Here is a 23,451-nt window from a genome sequence, read left to right as displayed (position 1 = left end):
AAGTATGGGGAGAAATGCTGCGGGCTTGCAAAACTCCGCGTAGAATGTGCCAGCTTTTTTTGAAATGTAGTGAACAATGACTTCTAAGACAGATCCTTATTTTGATATTCGTCCCTACAACGACGATGAAATTTCAGCGGCGTTAGATCGCCTTATTCAAGACGACGAATTTATCAGTGCGATCATTGAGCACCGTTTTGCAAACAAAGCGAGTTGGTTTAAAACGCTGATGAGCCCGATGATTCGTGTCTATCTCAAGGCAAAGTGGAGTAAATTAGACTCCGTGGAAGCGATCCAAATCGAGGTGAAAAAATACCTACAAGATACGCTAGATAAGACCACAGATGGCGTGACTTTTGATGGTTTAGATAAACTAGACAAGAACACATCTTACTTGTTTGTTTCTAATCATCGCGATATTGCTATGGATCCAGCCTTAGTTAACTACGGACTACACCAAAGTGATCATCGTACTGTACGTATTGCGATTGGTGACAACTTGCTGAAAAAACCGTGCGCGACGGAATTGATGAGATTGAACAAGAGTTTCATTGTTAAGCGCTCAGCCAAAGCCCCACGTGAAATGATGAAAGCCCTTGGTCAGCTATCAAGCTATATTAAGCACTCTCTTGATACTGGCAATTCGATATGGATCGCTCAGAAGGAAGGCCGTGCAAAGGACGGGAACGATTTCACAGATCCAGCCATTCTCAAAATGTTTCATGTTGAAGGACGTAAGCAGAAAATGAGCTTTGGTGAATATACTCGTTCACTCAAGATTGTTCCTGTATCGATTTCTTATCAAAATGACCCGTGTGATATAGCGAAGGCAAAAGAGCTGTTTGAAAAAGCAGAAAATGGTCGCTATGAGAAAGGGGAGTTTGAGGATATAGAGAGTATTATTCAGGGGATTATCGGTTACAAAGGCAAGGTACATGTTGCTTTTGGTGATGTCGTTGATCAAGAGTTCGATACACCGGATGAACTGGCAAGTGAAATTGATCGCCAAATTCACAACAACTACCGCGTATTTCCAATCAACCTGCTTGCAGCAGGGCGCGAAGATGAAAGCGTTACCGATGAGGTGAAATCTCAATTAGCAGAAAAGCTTGAGATGTTACCAGTTGGCGCACAGCAATTTCTCGTGGCGAGCTACGCGAACCCGGTTAACAACAAAGAAGTATAATCCGTTAACCTAAAGCGACCAGTTCAGAGGAACGAGGTGAATGAGAACTTAACATAGGCGTGTTATTTATAAGTTCTTAGCTCGTTCCTCACATCAAGGTCTAGAAAACCATCATGGGGCGACTGCACCGCCTAGGTTTAGTGTGGTTGGCCACTTAGATATTCTGTTGCCGCCTAAGAAGATATTGCCTTTAACTGTCATAGTATCGGGAAACTCTTTTAGCGCAGAGCCTCCAATATAAAGGTTGCCTTCAACGACCAACCCTTCTGGTAATGACTCGATCGGTGTTCTTATTAGGCTAAGATCGCCCTTAACTTTTAGTCGACTAGGCAAGCGTTTTAGTGGTGTGTCGGTTAGGTTTAGATAACCACCTAGTTTGACTCCTCTAGGCCAACTCTCAATTTGACTGCCGAGTAAGTTGGCATAGCCTTTAATGGATACGCCAGGCGTCACTTTCTTTAAGCTACTGTTTGTTGCTTCTAAACTTCCGCCAACATCTAGACCTTTGGGTAGTGTGGTTATGGGGGTTTTAGATATGTTCAAGTTACCTTTTACAACAAGCCCACTTGGTAAAGATGAGTATGGTTTGTTTCTTAAATCTAGGTTGCCATAGTTATCAATGTGATTGAGCTTACTATAAGAATTGAGTTCATAGGCATTCGCTACCCATGAGCATAGTATGCAAATTGTGAGGAGAAAGTAGCGAAACATATTATTTGAACCAAGTGGTAACAACATACCGGAAAGAATAACTAAATCAGGGGTTATCTGCTAGAAGGTTATATCTATTTAAATCCAGTAACAGTGTTATGGCAGCGATATCACTAAATAGATTATTTATTAAGTTTCATAGTTTATTTAGCAATTTATAATATTAAGCAGCTTGATGTTCTTTCCGGTTTGTTGTCCTCAATAATGATAAAGTTAATAAATAGAACACTACTTCTAATCATCTTCTACCAGGCGGTAACAATATGAATTACCTATCACCATTATTCGCTTCTACGATTTTGGGTATATTATTCGTCACTAATGCTGTGCAAGCGAAAACATATACAACTTCTGACGTAAAACCTGTGATTGTTACAGAGGGAAGCATCGGTAAGCGTGTCTGCTATTATGAAGACAAGGCATACAGTATTGGCGCAGTACTTAAGATTGATAGTGTCATAATCCAATGTGCCCCTGAGAAAGATTTTGAGCTCAATGGCGCTTTGAAGTGGGTTGTATTTGAAAGCAATCACTAAAAAAAGCGAGCAGATAGGCTCGCTTTAAATAGAGGAAGTGGGGCTTGATTAACGAGCTAGAGAGCGAGTCTTTAGTTCAAAAATTAGCTTTTCAGCACTTACATCAAACTTGAAGCGAGCTTTTAGTTCTTTCGATTCTTCAGTCAGTTCTGATGCGTTGTATTCAACATCCGCACATACTGCTTTTGCTAGCTCTAGGTATTTTGCAAACTCAGCTTCTAATTCTGCTTTAGACTCAGCGAAAATCGTTACGTCAGCTACATCGTCACCTTCTTTGATGATAAAGCCGATTTCACCAGCGCAGCCACAAGCTTCACATACTTGGTTTTCTTCTAATTCGACACTCATAACGAATCCTCTTGTAAAAACTATTGGTATTCTATCAGGTATTTGATCTGTATCTACAAAAATGAATGAATTTGGATAAAAAAGGCTCGGTATGCTATGTTGTTAATCGAAGGTAAATGCTGATGAAATGCTACAATTTGATTGATAAGTGTGATGTATATCAATGTTTAAGAGTAATTGATGAATTGAGCGGTCAGTTTTTTGTCAGGTTAGTTGAACTAAGTATTAATTTATAAGACTATTTCCTGATTGATTATTTTTACATAATTATCATTCTTGGCAAAAGCATATTCATGATGAATAGTCTGGCATGGGTTTTTATTGGATTGAACTAAGTGCCATATTTTTAATCACAGATATTGATAAAAAGGTCAATGTAAACCACGATTTACGCCGTGTGGTTTTGAGTTGATTGAGCTTATATTGAAGAAAAAGCTCATCAATAGATAATGCTGAGATGATTTTCATTCTGGCCTCATTTAACGGTGAGTTAGATGGATTTAAAAAGAGAAGAGCTTAAAATATGCCAAAGCGTAGTAAAGAAGATACCGAAATTACTATCCAAAAAATAATGGATGCTGTTGTTGATCAGTTGCTTAGACTTGGTTATGACAAAATGTCATATACAACGTTGAGCCAACAAACAGGTGTATCACGTACAGGTATTAGCCACCATTTCCCAAAGAAAACGGATTTTACCGCAGCATTAGATGGTCGAATCTTTAAGATGTTTGTTGAGCATCTTGAATTTGACAAAGGGGTCGATGCGTTCTCACAAAGTTGGGTTAAGGCGTTAGAGGACCAAGAATTCTTAGCGATTCTGCGCCTACTATTCCACCACATTGTCACATCAGAAAGCGCTCATGAGTTTGCAGCTAATGGTATTGACCGCCTATACAAAATGGCAGAGAGCCAATTTGGGGCTGGTAGTGATAAAGAGTTAGAGTGGTTAATTGGTAAGTCTCTTATTCAAATGAGCAAATAGAACTAGAACAAGAAGAAACCCCGCAACATTGCGGGGTTTTTTATTTGTATCGATAAGCAGGAAGTACAAGCTATGCGTCGTGTGCTTATGTCCTTTATTTAAGCCGCAGCATGAACTTGAGGAAAATCAAGCGTAGGGTGCTTGGTTATGATAGAGCGATAGCCATAGACACGTTCAATGCGTTCTGGTGTCAGGGCGTTCCAAGGTGTGTCATCACAAACCAGGTTTCCATCGTGCAATAGAACCAATCTATCTGCGTATTGGGAAGCTAAGTTTAGATCGTGCAGTACGATAACAACGGCGGCATTATTTGCTTTGGCAGCCTCGCGAGCGATTTTGAGTGTATTGTGCTGGTGGGCAAGGTCGAGGGCCGAAGTTGGTTCATCCAACATTAAAATCTTCTTATCACCGGATAGATGAAGCTGTGTTAACACGCGAGCCAAATGCAGACGTTGTTTCTCACCACCAGAGAGAGCAGGGTAGAGGTTATCAGCCAAATGCAAAACATCGGTTTGCTTCATGTATTGCAGAGCAAGCTCCGTGGTCTCTTTATTGGATATTGACAAAGGAATCGCACCTAGCTCGACCACTTCTCTCGCTAAGAACGGGAAGGTCAGTGTGCTGTGCTGCGGCAACATAGCCACGTGTTTGGCACTCTCAGAAGGCTCCCAGTCGTTTTTTTGTTTGCCAAAGAACTGGATATCATTCTGAGAGGGAATCTCACCACACAATAGCTTGAGCAGCGTACTCTTGCCCGCGCCATTAGGACCTAATAATGCGGTGACCTCGCCTGCACGAATATCTATACTGATGTTGTCTAGTACCACTCGGCTTCCGTATCTCATTGAGATATTTCTGCCAGACAAAACGATGTCATTCATTACAGAATCTTCCCTTTTTGTTGGAACAGTAAGTAGATAAAGAATGGCGCACCAATCAATGCGGTTACAATGCCCACAGGCAACTCTGCGGGTGCAACAACGACTCGTGCAAACATATCAGCAGCGGTAAGAAGTAGTGCACCCATCAGTGCTGAAATAGGCAGCAGCGTACGATGGTCTGGACCGGCAAGCATACGACCTAAGTGAGGAATTACCAGACCGATAAAACCAATTGCACCACAGATACTCACTGTAATTCCCACCCCAACTGCAGATAGCAGGATAAGTTGACGCTTTAACTTTTGTACTGGCACACCTAGGTGTTTGGCTTCTGACTCGCCCAAAAGCAACGCATTTAATGACATGGCTTTTTTCTGGAACCAGAACATCAAGATGACGAGAGTCACTGCGGCCAAACCAATCCCTGACCAGTTTGCCCCTGCTAGTGAACCCATCGACCAAAGCGTCAAGTCTCGCAGCATTTGATCATCGGCGGTGAAGTTCATAAAACCAATTGCAGCCCCCGAAAGTGCGCTGATTGCGACCCCCGCAAGCAACATGATGGTGACGGAGGTACCAAACTTGTTCGTACCTAACCAGTAAACTAATACCGTGGTAATCGCGCCGCCGAGGAAGGCGAAAAATGGCAAGGCAGCTAAGTTCATTAGTGTTGGGTAGTTTTGGCTGAAGTCGGCAAATACGACGATTGCAAATGCGCCACCAAGCGCTGCACCAGCGGAAACGCCGATGATGCCAGGCTCGGCAAGAGGGTTACGGAATAACCCCTGCATCACAACGCCACAGATAGCGAGAATTGCACCAATAAACATACAAAGAATGGTGCGTGGGAGGCGGATTTCGTTGATGACTAACTGAATATGAGGAGCAAGGTCTGAACCTGATCCCGTTAAGCTTCTCAGACTGTCTGAGAAGCTAATATTCATTGGACCTACTGTAATAGAAGCTACTGCGATAAAAGCTAAAACGCCAGATAACGCGAGTAGGGTAGTAGATAAAGGAATTCGTCTTAGAAGCATTGCATCTCTCTACGGGTAAAGCAGCTCGTTTAGGCGCTTCGCCTCTGAAAGGCTCTTAAGCCCTAAACCACCAACAAGCGCATGACCATCAATAGTTACGATGTTTCTATTCATACCCGCTGGGGTAGCGGCAAGCAGAGGCATTGCTTTCAGAATGGCATCAGCACCGCCCATTGTTTGATAGCTACGACCACTCACAAGAATCACGTCTGGTTGCATCTCGACCATAGCTTCTGTTGATAGTGGTTTGTATGAAGAGAGTTTGCTTGCTGCTGGGTTTTCTCCACCTGCAAGTTGAATGATTGCATCTGGTGTTGTTTCTGACCCCGCTACGTTTGCTGGGCGACCTTCGTGAATCAGTAGGAAAAGTACTTTCTTCTTGTCAGCTTTTGCTGGTTGGTTGTCTTCCAGTGCTTTCACTTGTGCTTCAACTTCCGTTTTTAGTGCCGCCGCTTGAGCTTCACGATGCATGATGGTCGCAATTTGGTCGATACGATCAACCAAACCTTCCACGTTTGCTTCTGTGTTGACGACTTCGACATCGACACCCGCTGATTTCAATTGGTCTAGTGTGGTGTTTGGTCCCATTTCATCTGAACCAATCAATTTAGTTGGGCTTAATCCCAGTAGACCTTCAGCAGAAAGACGACGGTGGTAACCAACTTTTGGCAACTCCATACCTTCCGGAAGTTGGCTTGTTACGTCGACAGCAACAAGGCTATCTTTTGCATCTAGAGCAAGCAGCAGTTCAGTGACAGCGCTGCCGGCACTGACCACGCGTTCATTTGATGGAGCTTCGTTGGCAAACAGGCTCGCACTAGCAAGCATAGTAATGGCGGCAATCAATGCGGTACGAACTGGCGAAAGTGTTTTATTCATTAGTGTGTTCTCAATCTTGTATTCTTCTATTGCGACTCTTCAGTGAGCAGTTGAGTCGCTTGAATTCCGTTTTCTTGTAAAAAGCCAAGAAGCTTAACCAGTGACTGAATATCTGCGGTTTTTTCCGCACCAATCACAATAGGTTTGTCGGTTGATTTGCTCTCTTCTAACAGAGCCATCGTAAAGTTTTCCCAATCGATGTACGCCTTACCGTTGATTGCCCAGTGCGGCTCTTCTTTAAGGATGTTCACCGTGATCGATTGTTTGTCCACCTCAGCCACGGCTTGAGAATCGGTGCTTGGTAGGTTCACATCTAGGGAGTCTAACTTCACTGCTGCAGTGAGCATCAAAAACACCATTACGATAAAAATGATGTCGAGCAGTGGTGTTAAGTCTGGTGTTAAGCCATGACTGTTGTTGTCTTGTGGTGCCTTAATCATGAACTTCTCGCTTCAACATGATTTGCAACAGTCGCGACTTCTTTACTGTTTTCTGGAGATACGTGTTGTAGAGAAATGCCTTCGAGCCACAGGTTTACATAGTTCAGAGTGTGTTCAAGCTTAGCAATCACACGATCTGCCCAAAGACCAATCAGCTGCGCACCGGAAATAGCAGGTAATGCGATGATCAAGCCAGCAGCAGTAGTACGCATCGCAAGGCCTAAACCATCTGCCAAGTCGTTTGGCGTAATGTTCCCGGTAGAAGAAGCAATACCTTTAAACATGTCAATAAGACCAAGAACTGTACCTAATAGACCAATCAGAGGGCTGATCACGCCAATCAAGGTCAACAGACGAAGACCTGAGTGCAACTGATGACGTTTTTCTTGAAGCCAAATACCGGCTGCATCTTCACGCAGTGATTTAGAAAAAGAGTGATGAGCAAGCAGCATCGCAACACCACGATACAAAAGAGGTCGTTTACCCGAAAATTCATCCGCTAGGGCTTCGATGTCTTTGTTGTTGGTTGGATCAAGCTTGGTCAGCTTTTGGCGAATCGCGCGTTTACCGACTCCTAGGCTAATGAATATTTGAAAGAGTCTTTCCGCAATGATCATGACCGTAAGTGCAGAGCAAATAACTAGAGGCCAAGTCATAAGACCAAATTGGGTTTGTAAATGTTGTAGCTGTTCCATTATCCATCCAACTTAAAACGAACTGGGATTTGAACTCGGTGAGCGATTTTGTGCCCGCCAGAAATATGAGGTGAAAACTGCCATTGTTTTATGGCTCGTAGGGCAGAAAGATCGAGCATTTCTGCACCAGATGATTCGATAAGCACTTGTTTAATTTGGTTGCCGTTTTCGTCGAGCCAAATTTCATACAGCGCAACCCCTTCAATACCACGCTTTTGCGCTGAACGTGGGTAACGAGGTTGTACTGGTTGAGAAACAAACGTCGGTTGGTCAATCATCACAGGCTGTGATGTCGCCCCTTTAGATTGGTCAGTAGGAGCCGCTTGTTGTGGTTGAGGTTCTTTTGCGACTTTCTCTTCCACTTTTTCTTTTGGTTGCGGATCTTTCTTTGCAACGGGTTTTGATGGTTGAGGTTTTTTAACCGGTTCAGGTTTCTTTTGGACTGGTTTTTTCTTCACCGCTTCTTTTTTTACGATCGGCTTTTCCACCGTCTTTTTAATCGGCTCAGCCTTTGGTGTCGGCTTCTGAGGTTTTGGCTCCGGGTGCTTCTCTTCCACCACTTCTTGTGGCGTAGGAGCCGCTTGTACCGGTTTTGGCGCTGAGACTAAATTCAAGCTTACCGAGCTGGTGGGATTGCCTGCTGGCATTGCAAACACTTTCGTCTCTTGAGAGACAAAAAGAAACGCTGCGTGCACCACTAAAGAGGCGCCTCCGGCAATGGCATATCTTTTAACGTTCACGGATAAATCTCGGTAGTAGGAATAGTTATCAAGTGGGAAGATTATTGCTCGAAAAACAAATAAGATCAATTATCAATTGCATTATCATTACGTGCAAATTATGATCTTTACAGTTTTTTTGAAATGAGCCCTAATCCTTTGTTTGGTGGGCTTTAAGTGAGTAAATATGAGCGTCGATATTTATAAATTTGACGAATCGATTCTCGGGAGTGATAGCCCCGACCCGCTGCGCTTTGCTTTTGTGAAAAAACACTCCGCACACGCGGGTGGTAGCAGCATGCCTGTTCCACCGCCACAACAAGGTGAAATCCTGTCACGGATCACTTCAGAAGCAGCAAAGAACAACAAGCGCTGTCTGTATATTCATGTGCCGTTCTGCCGTGTACGTTGTACTTTCTGTAACTTCTTCCAAAATGCTGCAAGCCGAAAACTCGTCGATGAGTACTTTGATGCTCTGATGAAAGAGTTGAGAGAGAAGGCTGCATTGCCTTGGACACAGAGTGGCATCTTCCATGCGGTTTATATCGGCGGCGGCACGCCTACAGACTTATCTGCGGATCAAGTACGCATTCTTGGTCAAGCCATTCATGACTACTTCCCTTTAGCCGCCGATTGCGAAATTACCCTTGAAGGGCGTATTAACCGATTCTCGGACGAGTTGTATCAGGGAGCGCTAGATGGTGGTTTCAACCGTTTTTCATTTGGCGTGCAAAGTTTTAATACCCAAGTGCGTCGTAGTGCTAAGCGTCTAGACGACCGTGAAGATGTATTGAATCGTGTTGCTGAGCTAGCGAAAGAAGACAAAATTCCCGTCATCATTGACCTACTTTACGGCTTACCTTACCAAACCAGAGAAGTGCTTGAACAAGACTTGAATGATTTCATGTCTACTGGGGCACATGGCTTGGATTTATACCAGCTTGTTGTGGGTGGCAGTGCGCCAATGCTGAATTTAGTCGAGAAGGGCAAGATACCACCACCAGCAACCACGCCAGAAAAAGCTGGTATGTACGAGCTTGGTGTGAAATTCATGTCGAAGCACCATATGAAGCAACTCAGCGTAAACCACTGGGCGATCGATAACCGTGAACGTAGCTTGTACAACAGCTTAGCGAAGACGTATGCAGAAGTGCTTCCGGTTGGCTGTGGTGCTGGCGGTAATATCGGTGGTTACGGCATGATGCAACATCGCACGCTAGACACTTACGTGAAAGCCGTGAATGAAGGGCAAAGCACCATCGCGATGATGATGAAGCAAAGCCCGCTAGAGCCACTCTTTGCTGCGCTAAAGTCAGGTTTCGATCGTGGGATTATTCAAGGGAACAAACTGCCAAACTTCATGAGAGAAGACACCTTTAACTTCCTAATGCCACTGTTCAAAGTTTGGCATGACAAGGGCTTGGTCGAACTTCAAGAGCGTAGCTTAGTGTTAACCCTTGCAGGGAGCTTCTGGGCTGTTTCTCTCGCACAGGCATGTATTCAGGTATTAACGTCGGAAATGAACGAAAACGTACCAAAAGTATCTAACATCTAAAAGAAATGGAAAAACCAATGGAATCAATTAAGCAACAGGTTGAAAGCCTACTAGAACAAGAACCACAACTGCTGCCTGCGGCGATGGCAGAGCGCCTTGGTGTATCGGAATTTGACGTGGTTGCAGCACTACCTCAAGAAATGGTAGCGGTAGCTCCGGGTGAGCAAGCTCAAAGCATTTTAGAAGGCCTTGTAGGCTTTGGTCCTGTAACGACGATTGTCCATTCTTTCGGCTCAATCTTTGAAGTGAAAGCACCGTTCCCGAAAGGCAAAGTGGCACGTGGTTACTACAACCTAATGGGTAAAGAAGGGGAGCTTCACGGTCACCTTAAACTGGATAACGTGAAAAAAATTGCACTAGTAAGCAAGCCGTTTATGGGACGCGAAAGCCACTACTTTGGTTTCTTCTCTGAGTGCGGCAGCAACATTTTCAAGATTTACCTAGGTCGTAACGAAAAGCGTGAACTCATTGAAGAGCAAGTAACGGCATTTCGTGCGATGCAAGCTGAGTTCAACCAGTAGTTCCAAATAGAACTAATAAAATACATACGACGCTAGCTCCGTCCGCCAACAGTGGGGGTGGCGTCGGTTTATCAAACAATAACCGAGTTCAAACTCAGAAACCCAAAATAAGTAAAGTTAGGTATCAAAATGGATCAGCAAGTTAAACAAGAGCGTTTACAAGGTCGTCTAGGACCAGAAATTAAGGAATTTCGTCAGGAGCGCCGTACGATTCAACTAGCAACAGTTGATGCGGAAGGTCGTCCAAACGTAAGTTACGCCCCATACGTACAAAACCAGGAAGGTTACTTCGTTCTTATTTCTCAGATTGCTCGTCACGCGCGCAATCTGCTTGAGAATCCAAATGTATCTTTGATGATGATTGAAGATGAAGATTCGTCGAAGCAGTTGTTTGCTCGTAAGCGTTTAACGTTTGATGCGGTTGCAACCGTTGTTGAGCGTGATACTGAAATGTGGCAACAAGTTGTTGGTCAAATGAAAGATCGTTTCGGTGAGATCATTGATGGTCTGAGCCAACTAGAAGACTTCGTTCTGTTTAACCTAAAAGCAGAACAAGGTCTGTTCGTGAAAGGTTTTGGTCAAGCTTACCAAGTATCAGGCGATGATCTGGTTGATTTCGTTCACCTTCAAGAAGGTCACAAGAAAATCGAAAACGCATAAGCCGATTTTCTAACTTATTATCGTCTAAACGGATGTGAATGCCCAAAGGGAGTTAGGTTATACTAACTCCCTTTTTTATTAGAACCAAAGCACAGAGAAAGAGCATGAGACCAGTAAGTAAGGAACTTGGCGAGATTTGTTACCCATTCATTTATGAAGATAGCCCGGTCTGCGATTTTGAAATTACGGCAGACGAGTTGTGCAGTCGAATTGGGCTTGTGCTATCGATGGAGTTGGATGATTTTAGCCGTGATATCCTGACTCGAATGCAGCCAAACGTGTACCATGTGAATGGCTCTATCCGTGGCAAGCTAGCGATCACAGAAGCGGAAGTTGACGAGCTAAAAGCCGACTACGACGCAATCAAAGCGCGCATTGACGGTGGCTTTAAAGGCTTTGTACTTCCCGGTGGCCACCCAACTTCCAGTCAATTGCATTTGTGTCGCTGCCAAGCCAAGAAGGTCGTTCGTGCATTGGTTGCCGTAGAGCATTCAGGTAAGAAGCAACCCGCACCAATTTTGTTTCGCTATTCAAACCTGTTAGCTAACGTGCTTTACAGCTTGGCTTCGTACATCAATCACATCTATCAAGTGGAACAAACTGAGTTTGTGTCTCGCAGCTACACGATGCCAAGTAAGTAACGACTTAAATTGAAGTAATTAAGATGCCATCGCTTTTGCTTCTAGCTCTTTTGCGCCACGCAGCATTGCTTCAATCAATTCGCCAGCATTGAACTTCTCTAACGCTTCATGAGCGCCCACTTGGTGTGCTCGGTCGACACAAATTTCGCTAGAGAGTGATGTGTGAAGAATACGGTAAGAGTTGTTCAGCGCGGAATCATTTTGAACTTCAAACGCAAGTTCGTAACCGTCCAATCCTGGCATTTCGATATCACTCACCAGAAGGTCAATAGGGCGGTTGGCTGCTGCATCTCGTTTCATTAAGTCGAGCGCGTCAGTACCGTTCTTACAAATTTGATAAGGGATGTTGATACGGTCTAATGCATCACTTAACTGTTTGCGCGCAATAGAAGAATCATCCACTAAAAGGATGCTCAAGGCTTTAAGGCGTTCACGTTCGATGTCTGTCAGCATTGGAATCTTGGTATTTTCATACTGAGGGTAGATCTTCGAAAGCAGAAGCTCCACATCCAACATTTGGACTATTTTCTCTTCATAACGGGTAATGCCAGTGACAAAGATGTTGTGACCTGCACTTTCTGGTGGCGTCTCGATTGCTTTCCAGTCGCATTCGATGATTTTCTCGATACTTCGTACCATGAAGGCAACCACAGTACGTAAGCAGTCCGTTACGATTAAGTAGCTGTTCTTGTATTCTTCTTCGCTAATTGGACGGAATCCGATGGCTGCTGCCATATCGATGACTGGCACGGTTAAATCACGAATCGTTACCGTTCCAATCACATGGTGATGGGAATATGGAATCTTGGTTGTTGGCATGTAAGGAACGATTTCACGGACTTTAAGTGTGCCAATTGCGAAGTTCTGTTGCAGGGTGAGTTTAAACACCAACATACCCTGTGATTGGTTCGCTTTACTTGCGACTTTTGCCATGAAATAACCTTATCAATGATACCGATTTATGTAGCATATCTTATCTTATAATCCTTACTCTTCAACTATTGCCTTAATAAAGTTGAGCTCTTAACGAAATATCGCAAATCTAGTTTGACTTTTATTTTCATGCAAAAGTGTTCTAGAGCTTGAGCGTTAGTGGGCATATTGGTTAAACTTGCGCCCCCACAAATAGTGAGAGACAGACAAATGGCAAACACCGCAGCGGCATTACATATTCTTGTAAAGCACAAAGAACAAGCTGAAGACATCATCAAGCAACTTAAAAAAGGTGCTAAATTCCAGACTTTGGCAAAGAAATATTCGACATGCCCATCTGGTAAACGTGGTGGCGACCTGGGTGAGTTTCGCCGTGGTCAAATGGTGCCGCAGTTCGATAAAGTTTGTTTTTCAGGTGAGGTTTTAACCCCACATCTAGTAAAAACCAAATTCGGCTGGCACGTTGTTAAGGTGTTGTACCGCACATAGAATTAGAAAAAGCCAAGCATTACTTGGCTTTTTGTTTAACGGGCAGTTACTGCAAATAGAGTGCTTTGAGATCTATCTACTGGCTACTCGATAAATACGAAGTACTCATTGGTATTCTTAAGTATTTTTACGCCCATTTGCGATAGTTCTATTGCTAACTGGAACGGGTTGACATCGTAGTATTCTTCAACATAAGTCCAGAGTACGTAATTTGTAAATATATCCTTTTCTTCAAATAGCCCATCTAACGAATATTGTAAAAAAAAGTAAGCATCTTCTATTTTTACATCGAAGTTATTGATTATTGTTGTTCGCATAATTTGTTGCAGTTCGAAGAGTATGAACTGAGTCTCGTCATACAGGTTTGGATACGATTCCTTATATCCTCTATAAATTTTTCGTCGAAAAGCATGAGAGCCTTTGCTATTAAAACCCAAAAAGTCAGGGGTGTTCAGAAAGGTCTGGTGTACTTTTGAGACTGCGCTTTCAAACTCTTTTAGTTTGTCTAGAACCGTTTCATCATCCACTGACTCTGAGCTTTTTGCGAATTCTTTCGCGTTTTCAATCTTCGAGTAAAGTTCTTGTCCCTTCGGTAATGCGCCAATACAAGATGCCTGCTTATTAGGGCATGCTTGCCAAATATCAAATACAACAACGTCGTCATATCGGTACTTTGGCAGCTCTTCATTCTCCAGCTTATCTAGCTCTTTGTGCCAGTATTTCTGCCAAGCTTGAAAATTAGCATTGATTAAGTAGCCATACCTTTTTTGACAGTAGCGGTCGTAACAAAGGCCTGTCAAAACAAACAGCCAGGGTATCGCTAAATAAGCATAATAGTGAGATGAGTTGCTAAATATCAGACCATATATGAGTAGGCCAAGGGAAGCAAAGAAAGAAATGAAGAAGCCGCACAGGTTAAGTTCGAAGAACAATCGTTGCCGCTCGGTCGTTCTATAAGTTTTCTCTGTATTTGAACTACAGCAAATTAAGAGAAATAACCCACAAATACCAAAAGCAATAAACTGGGCAAAGATTGCCAGTAGCACTCCCCAAAAAGACATGTTTATCCTCACATACTCAAAATAAGGTAAAATTGTTGCATATCAAGCTTAGAAAGGTGAATGTCCGTGGTTTTTGTAACGACGTACTTCATAGTTTTTCTCATCTTGTCTTTTTGTTTGATTCTTAAGTGCTACAAAAACCAGCTCAGTTATCACCCTTAGTAAGGAGTAAACCGGACAAGCATTAAATGTTGCCGTTTTATAGCTCGCACCAACTGTGACATAAGCTACAGTTTCGTCTTCTTAAATATTTGTTACATATTGAATTTGTGCCTCTACTTAGACGAAGTGCTCAAGGAAAGGCGTAATAGCGATATCATTATTTTCCGATGTTTATTTTAAAAATGCCTTTAAAACAACTACTTATAAGTTCCTCTAAGTCGTTCTGGTGTTTGTTTTTAGTGAACATTGTATTCAAGTACTCCTTTAAGCCGTACCCAAGGTGGAGCTACGCCTCGTTTTTCCCCCTAGCACAAACATATTAGGGGGGAGGGAGAGGCGCCAATACTTCTTATAATTTCAGCTATTGGATTCGCTCACGACGAATTCGAGCAATAAATGGGTGAGCGAACGCGACGAGGAGAGAAACATGAGTGGCTTACAAGACACACAATCGACGGGTGCAAATGTAATCTTGCATGCTTTTGATTGGAAGTATGCTGATATTGGCCAACGTGCAGCGGAGATTAGCGAGCTAGGTTATGGCTCGGTTTTGGTTTCTCCACCAATGAAAAGTGCACAAGACGAACGCTGGTGGCAGCGTTACCAACCTCAAGATTACCGTGTCATCGATAATGCACTTGGAGACACCACAGATTTCAAAAGCATGGTTGAAGCTCTCGACCGTGTAGGTGTATTAGTTTATGCCGACGTAGTATTTAACCATATGGCTAATGAAGCCCATCTCCGCGCGGATTTGCAGTACCCGCGCCAAGCTGTGATGGACGAGTACCAGCAAAATGCAGATAAGTATCAAGACCTCGTTCTATTTGGGGACTTATCTGAGCCGCTGTTTGATGAAAATGATTTTGTCGAAGCTTTTGGAATCAAAGATTGGAAAGATAAGTGGCAAGTACAAAATGGCCGTATCACAGGGGGGCCGACCGATCCGGGTTTACCTACCTTACGAGTGTGTGAGCATGTTGTCGCTCAGCAGAGACTGTATCTTCAAGCGTTGAAACAGCTTGGCGTGAAGGGGTTCCGTATTGATGCAGCAAAGCACATGACGCTGGAGCACTTGAAGCAGGTTTGGACTGAGGATATCACGCATGACGTCCACATTTTTGGTGAAATAATTACTGATGGTGGCGCGACTGAAGAAGAATATGAGCTGTTTCTTGAACCTTATTTGAAAGAAACACGACTCGGTGCGTATGATTTTCCGCTGTTTTCAACAATCTCGAAAGCGCTTAAGAAAAGTGGTAGCTTCAAGTCACTCATCGATCCGTATTGCTTTGGGCAGGCGTTATCCAATGGCCGAGCTATCACCTTCGCCATTACTCACGATATCCCAAACAATGATGTATTTTTAGAGCATGTAATGGGTGAGGAAGAAGAATGGTTAGCGTATGCGTATATCATGGGGCGCGACGGAGGAGTCCCTTTGGTATATACCGATCTTGACCCAAGTGGTATCAAAGATCGTCTTGGAAATCCTCGTTGGCAAAACTCATGGCGTGATCCTCGAATGGCGAAGATGATCGCATTTCACAACCTAACGCATGGTGAGCCGATGAGAATGGTAGAAGGTAATGATGATATGCTTGTGCTGCAGCGAGGTGATAAGGGGATTTTGGTTCTTAACAAGTCTCTACGCTCCCAGACGTTAGAGCTACCTGGCGATGCATTAGTTACGGATCTACTCTCAGGTGAACAGTTTGAACTTGGCCAACCCATTAAGGTACCAGCTCTTAACGCTATGATGCTGGTAAACTGCTAGATCGATTTAAATACTCTTCTCCTCAAAGTGGAGAAGGGTATTTATATGAAAATAGGATTTATTTACAGCTAAGTTACAGATATTTAAGAAAAATATTGTGTGAACAATGTCACGTTATTGGTTGCCCAAATTTGTTAGATAGGCCGCAGCGAGTTGTTCACTCATGAGATCACGGTATCTCCGTTAACGATCTTTAAATTCTGATAAATATTTATAATATCATTGCGTTAGTTGAGATATAGATAGATTCACACTCAATAAACATCTTTACTTCCCCGCCTTGTACACTTTAAACGATATAGTGTTGTTCATGTAATTTCATAATCCGTTCGTATTTCATTCATATTACGACATTCTCCATTCACACCTGTTAGATACAATTTCCCTTCCTACCTTATTTAAATATTAATCCAGCTACTAGCCTGTTGGAGAAACAAGTATGTTTAACAGTATACGAACAAGAATTGCAGTGAGCGCCGGTGGTGCAATGGCTTTTACTTTATTGATTGCGATGGGGATGACAACCAGTGCCTTCACTGAAGTAAATCAACAGATTACAACACAAGTAAAAAACCAACTGACAAATGCGACCACCTCTGATCTAAGAAATGCCGCTCTACAGCAGGAGCTTAGTATTTCAAATCAGTTGGAGCCAGTGCTTGCCAACCTGAAACAAGTGCGATCAATTCTCGAATTAAGTGCAGAGTCTAGTGCCACACCACAGGCGGTGGTAAAACAGTTCATCGCTTCTTTGGAGGCTCAGAATAAAGCTGTATTTGCTGGATATATGGTGTGGCAAGACATGTCTTGGCCTAGTGAAACAGCATTTGACATAAAAGACGGCTTCAATACCAAAGGCTATTTGGCACCATTCTTCTCTCCTAATTCCAAAAATAGCTTTGATGTTGTTGCAATGGAAAGCTTCAGCAACACTGAACTCAATAGTAGTGGTGAGCGTAAAGATGATTGGCATTTGAAACCATATGAAACGGGTAAAACGTTTGTTATGGAGCCGTACATGTATCCGGTTCGTGGTCGAGAAGAGCTAATTACTACAATCAGCCAGCCAATCAAAATGAATGGCGAGATCATTGGTTCTGTCGGCTTTGATTTATCACTAAATGAGTTACAAGGACAAAGTGAGAATCTAGCGAGCGGTTTATTCGAGGGCCAAGGTAAGATTCTAATTTCCTCTTGGAAGGGCGCTGTTCTTGCGAACAGTGATGATTCTGCTTCTGTAGGGATGAAAGTACCTTCCGAATTACTATCACAGTGGAAAAATATCCAATCGTTAGCGACACAAAAAGAGATCGGAATTATTTCGTTTGATGGCAATGAGTACGCTATAACTTCGATTGATACCAGTGATGCACCATGGGTCGTGATTGTTTCGGTTCCTAGTAGCCACCTAACAAAAAGTGTGGCTGACTATGAGCAATGGAGCGACGAGCAGAACCAGTCAGCCATAGAAAAAGGTGTTTGGGCTGGTGGGATTGCGGCACTTGTCGGTATTTTGGCAATGGCATTCATCGCTAACTCGTTAGGCAAAGTACTAACGAACTTAGTCGAGCGTTTTAAAGATGCGGCACAAGGAGAAGGCGATCTTACCTATCGAATTGAGGTCAAAGGGAAAGATGAAACGGCTCAATTAGCGCATTGGTTCAATTCGTTCCTAGCCCGCATACAGGAAATGCTGTTAACGGTCACTGAAACGGCTGATCAAGTTGACAAAAGCGCAACTGAAGGCCAAACGCGTGCTGATATTTCGAAAGAGCAGTTAAACGTTCAAGTTAATGAGGTGAACTCCCTCGCTACAGCCATCAATGAAATGAGTGCAACCGCTCATGAAGTGGCAAACTCTGCGGTTCAAGCTGCAGCAGCAGCGAGCCAAGTGCAAAGCAATAGTGTGAATGGCATGGCTAGAATGGACAACGCAGCCAACGCGGTGGCACATCTTGCTAGTCAAGTGAGTGATGCACAGAGCCAAACGGAAAACCTTGTTGCGTCAAGCACCGCCATCCAAGGTATCTTGACTGAAATCGGCGGTATTGCGGAGCAAACAAATTTACTTGCTTTAAATGCTGCCATTGAGGCGGCTCGCGCAGGAGAGGCTGGTAGAGGCTTTGCGGTTGTGGCAGATGAAGTGCGTAATTTGGCAACAAGGACTCAAGGTTCTACTGAAGAAATTCGCACTATGCTGGCTCGTTTAGAGCAAGAGACTCAATCAATAGTTGTTTTGATGGAGCAAAGTCAGCAACAAGCTGTCGATACTCGAGATGAAACTCAAGCTGCGCAACAAGCGCTTTCTGAAATCAATCATGCTATCGAAGTAATTAATGATATGAACAATCAGATTGCGTCGGCTGCTGAGGAGCAAAGCTCGGTGTCGGAAGAAATTAATCGCAACGTTGTCACTATCAACGATACCGCAATGGATGTGATGGACTCGATGACATCTTCTGTTGAAATCAGTAATGAGCTAACGCGAAAGGCTACCGAGTTACATGGTGAACTAAGCAAGTTCAAATTATCCTAGTTGCGATATAAGACGATTGTTGAAGTTGGGCAGGGTTGTCATTAGGCACCTTGCCTTTTTTATACTCAAATAACCTCGCCCTTCGGGAGCGTGTCACTGAAGCACGTTCTTTGCCACCTAAATAGCTTCGTCAAACAACTTGAAAAGAGCTAGCTATTCCGCTTCGTTGTTTTCCTTGCTTACTTTCGGTAAACAGAGAATCATTGACAACGCTCTGAACCCTGCACCTTGAAGTTACTTGAGTATATATCTTCAATAGGGGAACAGGACGCGTGTAAATAGCTGTAGCAGGGTGCTGGAAAGGATAGGCTTAGCCAGAGAAAGAATAGCAAGAAGAATAAAAATGCTGGGGAACCAAACCCAGCATTCGGAACACTCATTTACCTATATTTTCGAACCGTAAATCAGTGTTTAGAGGTATGTGAACCGAAACGTGTCGGTACGGTGCGAATAATAACGATATTGCTGAATCTAGGCTATGTTCCGGGTTTCTAACACCTTCTAACAAAGTGTACATTTTCATGTACACCTTAAAAATTGAGCGCTACAGCTCATTTCCTACTATCTATAGCAACAAAAGACTAAATAATCGGCGGTTATACAACATATCTGTTGCATCAACTGATAGTTGTTAAAATATATGGCTATAAGATGGAGCTTTTGCTTTTCAATCGTCCTATTTATGCCTTACAATCCTTTTGAACCAAATCCATTCAGCAGAGAATGGGATTGACGAAAAAGGATGCGCTGATTTTGCTTCGAACCCAAAGTGAGACATTCCGTTAATTGAACTCTGCCCGGAAATGATTCCCTACATCCCTAATGTACTCAGACAGGATAGATCCATCTTGAGTTTAGGCTTTTTGCACCTTGAGTTTCTGTTTCATAGTGAATTTATTGGCTGCAGGGTAGGGGGTCTCCGTAGATCGTGCTTCGAACCAAAAGCACGATAAGTCACAACAAAACGGATTAAATTTAGAGGTATTAACCGTGAACTCAAAACTTGTCGGCAGCTCCCTGATCGTTGCAGGTACTGCTCTTGGCGCTGGTATGCTCGCTATACCAATGGTGCTAGCTCAATTTGGCCTCCTATGGGGCACTCTTCTCATGCTGTTCATCTGGGCAGGTACGACTTATGCGGCACTTCTTCTGTTGGAAGCAAGCTGTAAAGTAGGTGGTGGCGTGAGTATGAACGCCATTGCTCGTGAAACCCTTGGTAAAGGCGGTCAGCTTGTTACTAACGGTCTTTTGTACGCATTGCTTGTGTGCTTATTGATGGCCTACATCATCGGTGCTGGTGACTTGGTACAAAAAGTGATCACGTCATTGGGCCTACCACTTTCTACTATTTCTAGCCAAGTTGGCTTTACCGTTTTGGTTGGTCTTATCGTATCGGCTGGTACAGGCGTTGTTGATAAGCTAAACCGTGGCTTGTTCGTCGGTATGATTGTCGCGCTTGTTCTAACGCTGCTCTCTCTTGCGCCAAATGTATCGTTTGAAGGCCTAAGTGAAGTAGTGAACGCAGACAAAATGGCACTGATCAAACAAAGCTCAGTTCTGTTCACAAGCTTTGGTTTCATGGTGGTGATTCCTTCTTTGGTCACTTACAACAAAGAAGCGAGCAAAAACCAACTACGCAACATGATCATTGTTGGCTCTACAATTCCTCTTGTGTGTTACCTACTGTGGTTGTTCGCGGTAGTGGGTAACTTGCCACCACATGAACTTGTTCAATTCTCAAACGTGTCTGAGTTGATCTCTGTTCTTGGTCAGCAGTACACAGGTCTTGAGTTCATCCTGTCTATGTTTACTGGCTTGGCACTATTGACGTCTTTCTTAGGTGTGGCAATGGCGCTTTACGACCAAAATGCAGATCTTCTAAAAGCAAGTAAGCCAGTGGTATTCGTAACTACGTTTATTCTGCCCTTACTTGGTGCGGTATTCGCTCCAGAGCACTTCTTAGCGATCCTTAGCTACGCAGGCATCATCCTTGTATTCCTAGCGGTGTTTGTTCCACTATCGATGACCATGAAAGTGCGTCGTGTACCTGTAGAAGACAGCAGCGTGTACGAAGCGGGTGGTGGTGCGATGGGGATAAGCATGATCTTCCTATTCGGCTGTTTCTTACTGTTCGCTCAAGCGGTATAAATCGACTCGACGAACACACAGTAATTGAACTTTAGAAAGCCGCTTGTCCACAATTGGGCAAGCGGCTTTTTTGTGCGAAGTTGTTAGTGCAGCATTAGCTGTGTGTATGGCCTGACCAATGCCTGATAAATCGCGATGATATTTGACGTTAGTGTGAAACTGTCTCGCTGAGCATTGACACGCAACGTTGTCCTTATTCATATCATGGCGGCTAAGTTATGAAGAGAAGGGGAACCGAATGTCGAAGCGACTTTCTTTCGCAGTTATTGGAATGATGTTTTCTTTAGGATTGTTTAGTACCACTGCCAATGCCCATCCGGAATACAAACATCACCATAAGCACCATCACAAACATAAATATAAGCATAAGCACAAAAAGGTAGTAGTGGTAAAACATAAGCGTCCAAAGCATTATTACTATCACTACAAGCGCATCCCACCACGCAGTACCTATATCCAGATTGGAAACTTCACTTACCTGAAGGTAGACGATCATTATTACAAGCGTTCCAGAGATCGCTACGTTCATGTTGTTTTATAAGCAAATAAAAACAGCGAGCATTGGGCTCGCTGTTTGTTTATTTATCGGTTAGAAAAGAGAAGTGGTTAAACCGTAAAGCGGTTTAGGATTTCATCCTGCTTACGAACATTCTCATTTTGTTTTTGCATCGCTTCATCGGCAAGGTCCGCAGAGTGCGATACCTGTGTAGACAAATCTTTAATATTAACCGTGTTATTGTTGATCTCTTCTGCTACTAAGCTTTGCTCTTCTGCTGCTGAGGCAATTTGCAAGTTCATGTCGGAAATCTGTTGAATAGAATCACGGATTCGCTGTAGAGCACCATTTGCTTGTCCTGCTTTATCTACCGCTTCGACAGCACTATTCTTACTTTGGTGCATAGCACTCGCTACGGAAGAGGCTCCGGATTGAAGTTGTTCAATCATGCTACGGATCTCAGTTGTTGATTCTTGTGTACGCTGTGCCAGAGTACGAACTTCATCAGCAACAACTGCAAACCCTCGTCCAGATTCGCCAGCTCGAGCTGCTTCAATAGCAGCGTTCAGTGCAAGTAAGTTAGTTTGGTCGGCAATATCGTTAATCACTTTTAAGATTGTTTCGATATTCGCTGTCGCAGATTCTAGGCCTTGTACTTCCTCAACTGCTTGGTCAATGTTGTCAGATAGCAAATTAATAGTCGCTGTAGACTCATTTACAACATTTGAACCTTGTATCGTTGCCTCATCTGCTTCTTTTGCTGCGCTTGCTGCACCTTGTGCGTTGTTTGCTACTTCTGTCGCCGTCACGGACATCTCGTGCATGGCGGTTGCCAACTGCTCAAGTTCTTGCAGCTGAGTTTGCATAGCGGAAGCTGATCCTTTCGCTCCTTCTGCCGTCAGCTGAGTTCCTGTTAAGATCTCATCTGAGATTTGCTTGGACTCGATGATTTGATGCTGAAGGTTCTCCATAAAGGTATTGAAGCCATGTGCTAACTCGGAAAACTCTTTATCTGTCTCTGTAGACAAGCGTTGAGTTAGATCACCTTTACCGGAAGCAACACCTTGAATAGCGGAATTCAGCTCATCTAATGGTCGCATCAAGAATCGAATCAAAATGGTAAGTGCAGCAATAGAAAACACCACTGCGATGAGCGAATAAATGATTGCGCTATTACGTAATTTATCTACTGCGGCATAAGCGATACTCTCGTCAACAATTGCACCGACATACCAATTTTCACTCTTGATGTGAGATAGGCTCACCATATAACGTTGACCGTTGACTTCGATGTGTTGCTCACGTTTGCCTAAGTCAACCTGCGGTAGATAGCTCGAAAGTTTTTTGCCATTGTTCGTCGCTTCAGGGTGCGCAATGGTTGTCCCGTCATTGGTTACAAGGAATAAGTATCCGGCATCAAATACATCTACTTGGTTTACCAACTCCGCCAACTTCGTAAGTTCTAAGTCATAGAACATACCTGCGATGAATCGACCATTTTCTTTTACTGGCGTGCCGATAGAGATAATGACATTTTTAGAGGATGCATCGACATAAGGGTCAGTAACGATAAGGCTGCCTTGATTCTTTGCTGCTTGGAACCAAGGACGCTGGCGAGGGTCATAATCAGAACCTGCTTCCCAGTTGTCATCATTTTCAATAACTGAACCATCAGCTTGATAACCGAAGCCTATCGCGAGAAAGCTCGACTTTGGTTTTGGCTGTTCGAGAATGTCTTTTACGTATTGTCGATCCTTAGGAGCAAGCTCAATCACCTCTGTTAGAGATTGCGCTAATGCTTTTTTTGCGTCCATTTGAGACTCAACAGTGTTTCCCACACTCGTTAAAATCTCCCCTAGTGATTCATTGATATGATCTTCGATTTCTGAACGTACCGTCATTACCTGTTGAATAGACAGAAGCGAAACTGTCACTAACAATAAAATCGAGGACGCGGTTACTACTTTATGACTGAATTTCATAGATTTTCCTCAAGTGTCCCTGTTTACACTACCTCTGATTCATCTCTTATAGGGGGATGATTTACGACAACAG

General features: G+C 43.5%; 23 protein-coding genes. 12 read left to right on the top strand and 11 right to left on the bottom strand.

Annotated elements, in window-relative coordinates:
* Positions 1 to 76: 76 nt before the first annotated feature.
* Positions 77 to 1,186, top strand: a complete 1,110-nt coding sequence (locus ACTS60_RS14590) for a 1-acyl-sn-glycerol-3-phosphate acyltransferase (protein ID WP_440888819.1) — start codon at positions 77 to 79, stop codon at positions 1,184 to 1,186.
* Between the two features lie 111 nt (positions 1,187 to 1,297).
* Here ACTS60_RS14590 and ACTS60_RS14585 read toward each other — a convergent pair whose 3' ends face one another.
* A complete protein-coding gene (locus ACTS60_RS14585) occupies positions 1,298 to 1,897 on the bottom strand; it encodes a hypothetical protein (protein WP_440888818.1) in 600 nt (199 codons plus the stop codon).
* 263 nt (positions 1,898 to 2,160) lie between these two features.
* Here ACTS60_RS14585 and ACTS60_RS14580 point away from each other — a divergent pair, with 263 nt between their 5' ends.
* Positions 2,161 to 2,433: a YnjH family protein gene (locus ACTS60_RS14580; protein ID WP_440888817.1), complete on the top strand. Its 273-nt coding sequence runs from the start codon at positions 2,161 to 2,163 to the stop codon at positions 2,431 to 2,433.
* Between the two features lie 48 nt (positions 2,434 to 2,481).
* On the opposite strand, the gene ACTS60_RS14575 is transcribed toward ACTS60_RS14580, so the two are convergent.
* Positions 2,482 to 2,781 carry a YfcZ/YiiS family protein gene (locus ACTS60_RS14575; protein WP_440888816.1) on the bottom strand — a complete coding sequence of 100 codons (300 nt, stop codon included), beginning with the start codon at positions 2,779 to 2,781 and terminating at the stop codon, positions 2,482 to 2,484.
* A gap of 523 nt (positions 2,782 to 3,304) precedes the next feature.
* Here ACTS60_RS14575 and ACTS60_RS14570 point away from each other — a divergent pair.
* Entirely contained in the window at positions 3,305 to 3,766 is a 462-nt protein-coding gene (locus ACTS60_RS14570) for a TetR/AcrR family transcriptional regulator (RefSeq protein ID WP_440888815.1), read from the top strand.
* Between the two features lie 98 nt (positions 3,767 to 3,864).
* Here the strand turns inward: ACTS60_RS14570 and ACTS60_RS14565 are convergent, their stop codons facing one another.
* From ACTS60_RS14565 to ACTS60_RS14540, 6 genes are read right to left on the bottom strand one after another with little or no spacing between them, the layout of a single operon-like run.
* On the bottom strand, positions 3,865 to 4,647 hold the full coding sequence (locus ACTS60_RS14565) for a heme ABC transporter ATP-binding protein (protein WP_440888814.1): 783 nt from the start codon (positions 4,645 to 4,647) through the stop codon (positions 3,865 to 3,867).
* A complete protein-coding gene (locus ACTS60_RS14560) occupies positions 4,647 to 5,684 on the bottom strand; it encodes a FecCD family ABC transporter permease (RefSeq protein ID WP_440888813.1) in 1,038 nt (345 codons plus the stop codon). Before ACTS60_RS14560 ends, ACTS60_RS14565 begins: the two co-directional genes overlap by 1 nt.
* 9 nt (positions 5,685 to 5,693) lie before the next feature.
* A complete protein-coding gene (locus tag ACTS60_RS14555; protein WP_440888812.1) occupies positions 5,694 to 6,563 on the bottom strand; it encodes a heme/hemin ABC transporter substrate-binding protein in 870 nt (289 codons plus the stop codon).
* Between the two features lie 26 nt (positions 6,564 to 6,589).
* Positions 6,590 to 7,003: an ExbD/TolR family protein gene (locus ACTS60_RS14550; RefSeq protein WP_005452533.1), complete on the bottom strand. Its 414-nt coding sequence runs from the start codon at positions 7,001 to 7,003 to the stop codon at positions 6,590 to 6,592.
* On the bottom strand, positions 7,000 to 7,698 hold the full coding sequence (locus tag ACTS60_RS14545) for a MotA/TolQ/ExbB proton channel family protein (RefSeq protein ID WP_440888811.1): 699 nt from the start codon (positions 7,696 to 7,698) through the stop codon (positions 7,000 to 7,002). Before ACTS60_RS14545 ends, ACTS60_RS14550 begins: the two co-directional genes overlap by 4 nt.
* On the bottom strand, positions 7,698 to 8,438 hold the full coding sequence (locus ACTS60_RS14540; protein ID WP_440888810.1) for a TonB family protein: 741 nt from the start codon (positions 8,436 to 8,438) through the stop codon (positions 7,698 to 7,700). The genes ACTS60_RS14545 and ACTS60_RS14540 overlap by 1 nt, the downstream gene beginning before the upstream one ends.
* Positions 8,439 to 8,604: 166 nt before the next feature.
* Between ACTS60_RS14540 and hutW the strand changes: the two genes are divergently transcribed.
* The 4 genes from hutW to ACTS60_RS14520 all read left to right on the top strand — a co-directional run bounded on the left by hutW (position 8,605) and on the right by ACTS60_RS14520 (position 11,794).
* Entirely contained in the window at positions 8,605 to 9,972 is a 1,368-nt protein-coding gene (gene hutW, locus ACTS60_RS14535; protein WP_440888809.1) for a heme anaerobic degradation radical SAM methyltransferase ChuW/HutW, read from the top strand.
* Between the two features lie 17 nt (positions 9,973 to 9,989).
* Positions 9,990 to 10,493 (top strand): heme utilization cystosolic carrier protein HutX, encoded by a 504-nt coding sequence (hutX, locus tag ACTS60_RS14530; protein ID WP_440888808.1) that lies wholly within the window; start codon positions 9,990 to 9,992, stop codon positions 10,491 to 10,493.
* Positions 10,494 to 10,622: 129 nt separating this feature from the next.
* Positions 10,623 to 11,153 carry a heme utilization protein HutZ gene (hutZ, locus tag ACTS60_RS14525; protein WP_005441121.1) on the top strand — a complete coding sequence of 177 codons (531 nt, stop codon included), beginning with the start codon at positions 10,623 to 10,625 and terminating at the stop codon, positions 11,151 to 11,153.
* 104 nt (positions 11,154 to 11,257) lie between these two features.
* A complete protein-coding gene (locus ACTS60_RS14520; protein WP_440888807.1) occupies positions 11,258 to 11,794 on the top strand; it encodes an ATP:cob(I)alamin adenosyltransferase in 537 nt (178 codons plus the stop codon).
* 18 nt (positions 11,795 to 11,812) lie between these two features.
* Here the strand turns inward: ACTS60_RS14520 and ACTS60_RS14515 are convergent, their stop codons facing one another.
* Entirely contained in the window at positions 11,813 to 12,727 is a 915-nt protein-coding gene (locus ACTS60_RS14515; protein ID WP_440888806.1) for a chemotaxis protein, read from the bottom strand.
* A 210-nt stretch (positions 12,728 to 12,937) separates the two neighbouring features.
* On the opposite strand from ACTS60_RS14515, the gene ppiC reads away from it, so the two are divergent.
* The gene (gene ppiC, locus ACTS60_RS14510; protein WP_005375342.1) at positions 12,938 to 13,216 is read left to right on the top strand and encodes a peptidylprolyl isomerase PpiC; all 279 of its coding nucleotides are present in this window, start codon (positions 12,938 to 12,940) and stop codon (positions 13,214 to 13,216) included.
* Between the two features lie 83 nt (positions 13,217 to 13,299).
* Here ppiC and ACTS60_RS14505 read toward each other — a convergent pair whose 3' ends face one another.
* Positions 13,300 to 14,277, bottom strand: coding sequence for a hypothetical protein (locus tag ACTS60_RS14505; protein ID WP_440888805.1), 978 nt, complete (start codon positions 14,275 to 14,277; stop codon positions 13,300 to 13,302).
* Positions 14,278 to 14,866: 589 nt separating this feature from the next.
* Here ACTS60_RS14505 and ACTS60_RS14500 point away from each other — a divergent pair.
* From ACTS60_RS14500 to ACTS60_RS14485, 4 genes are all read left to right on the top strand, one after another.
* Positions 14,867 to 16,216, top strand: a complete 1,350-nt coding sequence (locus tag ACTS60_RS14500) for an alpha-amylase family protein (protein ID WP_440888804.1) — start codon at positions 14,867 to 14,869, stop codon at positions 16,214 to 16,216.
* Between the two features lie 439 nt (positions 16,217 to 16,655).
* Positions 16,656 to 18,752 carry a methyl-accepting chemotaxis protein gene (locus ACTS60_RS14495; protein ID WP_440888803.1) on the top strand — a complete coding sequence of 699 codons (2,097 nt, stop codon included), beginning with the start codon at positions 16,656 to 16,658 and terminating at the stop codon, positions 18,750 to 18,752.
* A 990-nt stretch (positions 18,753 to 19,742) separates the two neighbouring features.
* Complete coding sequence (locus ACTS60_RS14490; protein ID WP_440888802.1) at positions 19,743 to 20,900, top strand: amino acid permease; 1,158 nt, start codon at positions 19,743 to 19,745, stop codon at positions 20,898 to 20,900.
* 238 nt (positions 20,901 to 21,138) lie between these two features.
* Positions 21,139 to 21,441 carry a hypothetical protein gene (locus ACTS60_RS14485; protein ID WP_440888801.1) on the top strand — a complete coding sequence of 101 codons (303 nt, stop codon included), beginning with the start codon at positions 21,139 to 21,141 and terminating at the stop codon, positions 21,439 to 21,441.
* Between the two features lie 65 nt (positions 21,442 to 21,506).
* Here the strand turns inward: ACTS60_RS14485 and ACTS60_RS14480 are convergent, their stop codons facing one another.
* Positions 21,507 to 23,378 (bottom strand): methyl-accepting chemotaxis protein, encoded by a 1,872-nt coding sequence (locus tag ACTS60_RS14480; RefSeq protein WP_440888800.1) that lies wholly within the window; start codon positions 23,376 to 23,378, stop codon positions 21,507 to 21,509.
* Between the last annotated feature and the right edge of the window lie 73 nt (positions 23,379 to 23,451).

Source organism: Vibrio sp. WZ-1 (assembly GCF_052037695.1).
Taxonomy (GTDB): domain Bacteria; phylum Pseudomonadota; class Gammaproteobacteria; order Enterobacterales; family Vibrionaceae; genus Vibrio.
Note: the sequence above shows the minus strand (reverse complement) of the source record. Positions and strands in the feature narration are given on the sequence as shown.

Excerpts from the sequence above, each read along its gene's own strand:
- ACTS60_RS14560 (WP_440888813.1), bottom strand. The coding sequence starts at position 5,684 with ATGCTTCTAAGACGAATTCCTTTATCTACTACCCTACTCGCGTTATCT.
- hutW (WP_440888809.1), top strand. The coding sequence starts at position 8,605 with ATGAGCGTCGATATTTATAAATTTGACGAATCGATTCTCGGGAGTGAT.
- ACTS60_RS14505 (WP_440888805.1), bottom strand. The coding sequence starts at position 14,277 with ATGTCTTTTTGGGGAGTGCTACTGGCAATCTTTGCCCAGTTTATTGCT.
- ACTS60_RS14485 (WP_440888801.1), top strand. The coding sequence starts at position 21,139 with ATGTCGAAGCGACTTTCTTTCGCAGTTATTGGAATGATGTTTTCTTTA.
- ACTS60_RS14480 (WP_440888800.1), bottom strand. The coding sequence starts at position 23,378 with ATGAAATTCAGTCATAAAGTAGTAACCGCGTCCTCGATTTTATTGTTA.
- ACTS60_RS14550 (WP_005452533.1), bottom strand. The coding sequence starts at position 7,003 with ATGATTAAGGCACCACAAGACAACAACAGTCATGGCTTAACACCAGAC.
- hutZ (WP_005441121.1), top strand. The coding sequence starts at position 10,623 with ATGGATCAGCAAGTTAAACAAGAGCGTTTACAAGGTCGTCTAGGACCA.
- ACTS60_RS14515 (WP_440888806.1), bottom strand. The coding sequence starts at position 12,727 with ATGGCAAAAGTCGCAAGTAAAGCGAACCAATCACAGGGTATGTTGGTG.
- ppiC (WP_005375342.1), top strand. The coding sequence starts at position 12,938 with ATGGCAAACACCGCAGCGGCATTACATATTCTTGTAAAGCACAAAGAA.
- ACTS60_RS14500 (WP_440888804.1), top strand. The coding sequence starts at position 14,867 with ATGAGTGGCTTACAAGACACACAATCGACGGGTGCAAATGTAATCTTG.
- ACTS60_RS14575 (WP_440888816.1), bottom strand. The coding sequence starts at position 2,781 with ATGAGTGTCGAATTAGAAGAAAACCAAGTATGTGAAGCTTGTGGCTGC.
- ACTS60_RS14520 (WP_440888807.1), top strand. The coding sequence starts at position 11,258 with ATGAGACCAGTAAGTAAGGAACTTGGCGAGATTTGTTACCCATTCATT.
- ACTS60_RS14565 (WP_440888814.1), bottom strand. The coding sequence starts at position 4,647 with ATGAATGACATCGTTTTGTCTGGCAGAAATATCTCAATGAGATACGGA.
- ACTS60_RS14580 (WP_440888817.1), top strand. The coding sequence starts at position 2,161 with ATGAATTACCTATCACCATTATTCGCTTCTACGATTTTGGGTATATTA.
- ACTS60_RS14570 (WP_440888815.1), top strand. The coding sequence starts at position 3,305 with ATGCCAAAGCGTAGTAAAGAAGATACCGAAATTACTATCCAAAAAATA.
- ACTS60_RS14495 (WP_440888803.1), top strand. The coding sequence starts at position 16,656 with ATGTTTAACAGTATACGAACAAGAATTGCAGTGAGCGCCGGTGGTGCA.
- hutX (WP_440888808.1), top strand. The coding sequence starts at position 9,990 with ATGGAATCAATTAAGCAACAGGTTGAAAGCCTACTAGAACAAGAACCA.
- ACTS60_RS14545 (WP_440888811.1), bottom strand. The coding sequence starts at position 7,698 with ATGGAACAGCTACAACATTTACAAACCCAATTTGGTCTTATGACTTGG.
- ACTS60_RS14555 (WP_440888812.1), bottom strand. The coding sequence starts at position 6,563 with ATGAATAAAACACTTTCGCCAGTTCGTACCGCATTGATTGCCGCCATT.
- ACTS60_RS14590 (WP_440888819.1), top strand. The coding sequence starts at position 77 with ATGACTTCTAAGACAGATCCTTATTTTGATATTCGTCCCTACAACGAC.
- ACTS60_RS14585 (WP_440888818.1), bottom strand. The coding sequence starts at position 1,897 with ATGTTTCGCTACTTTCTCCTCACAATTTGCATACTATGCTCATGGGTA.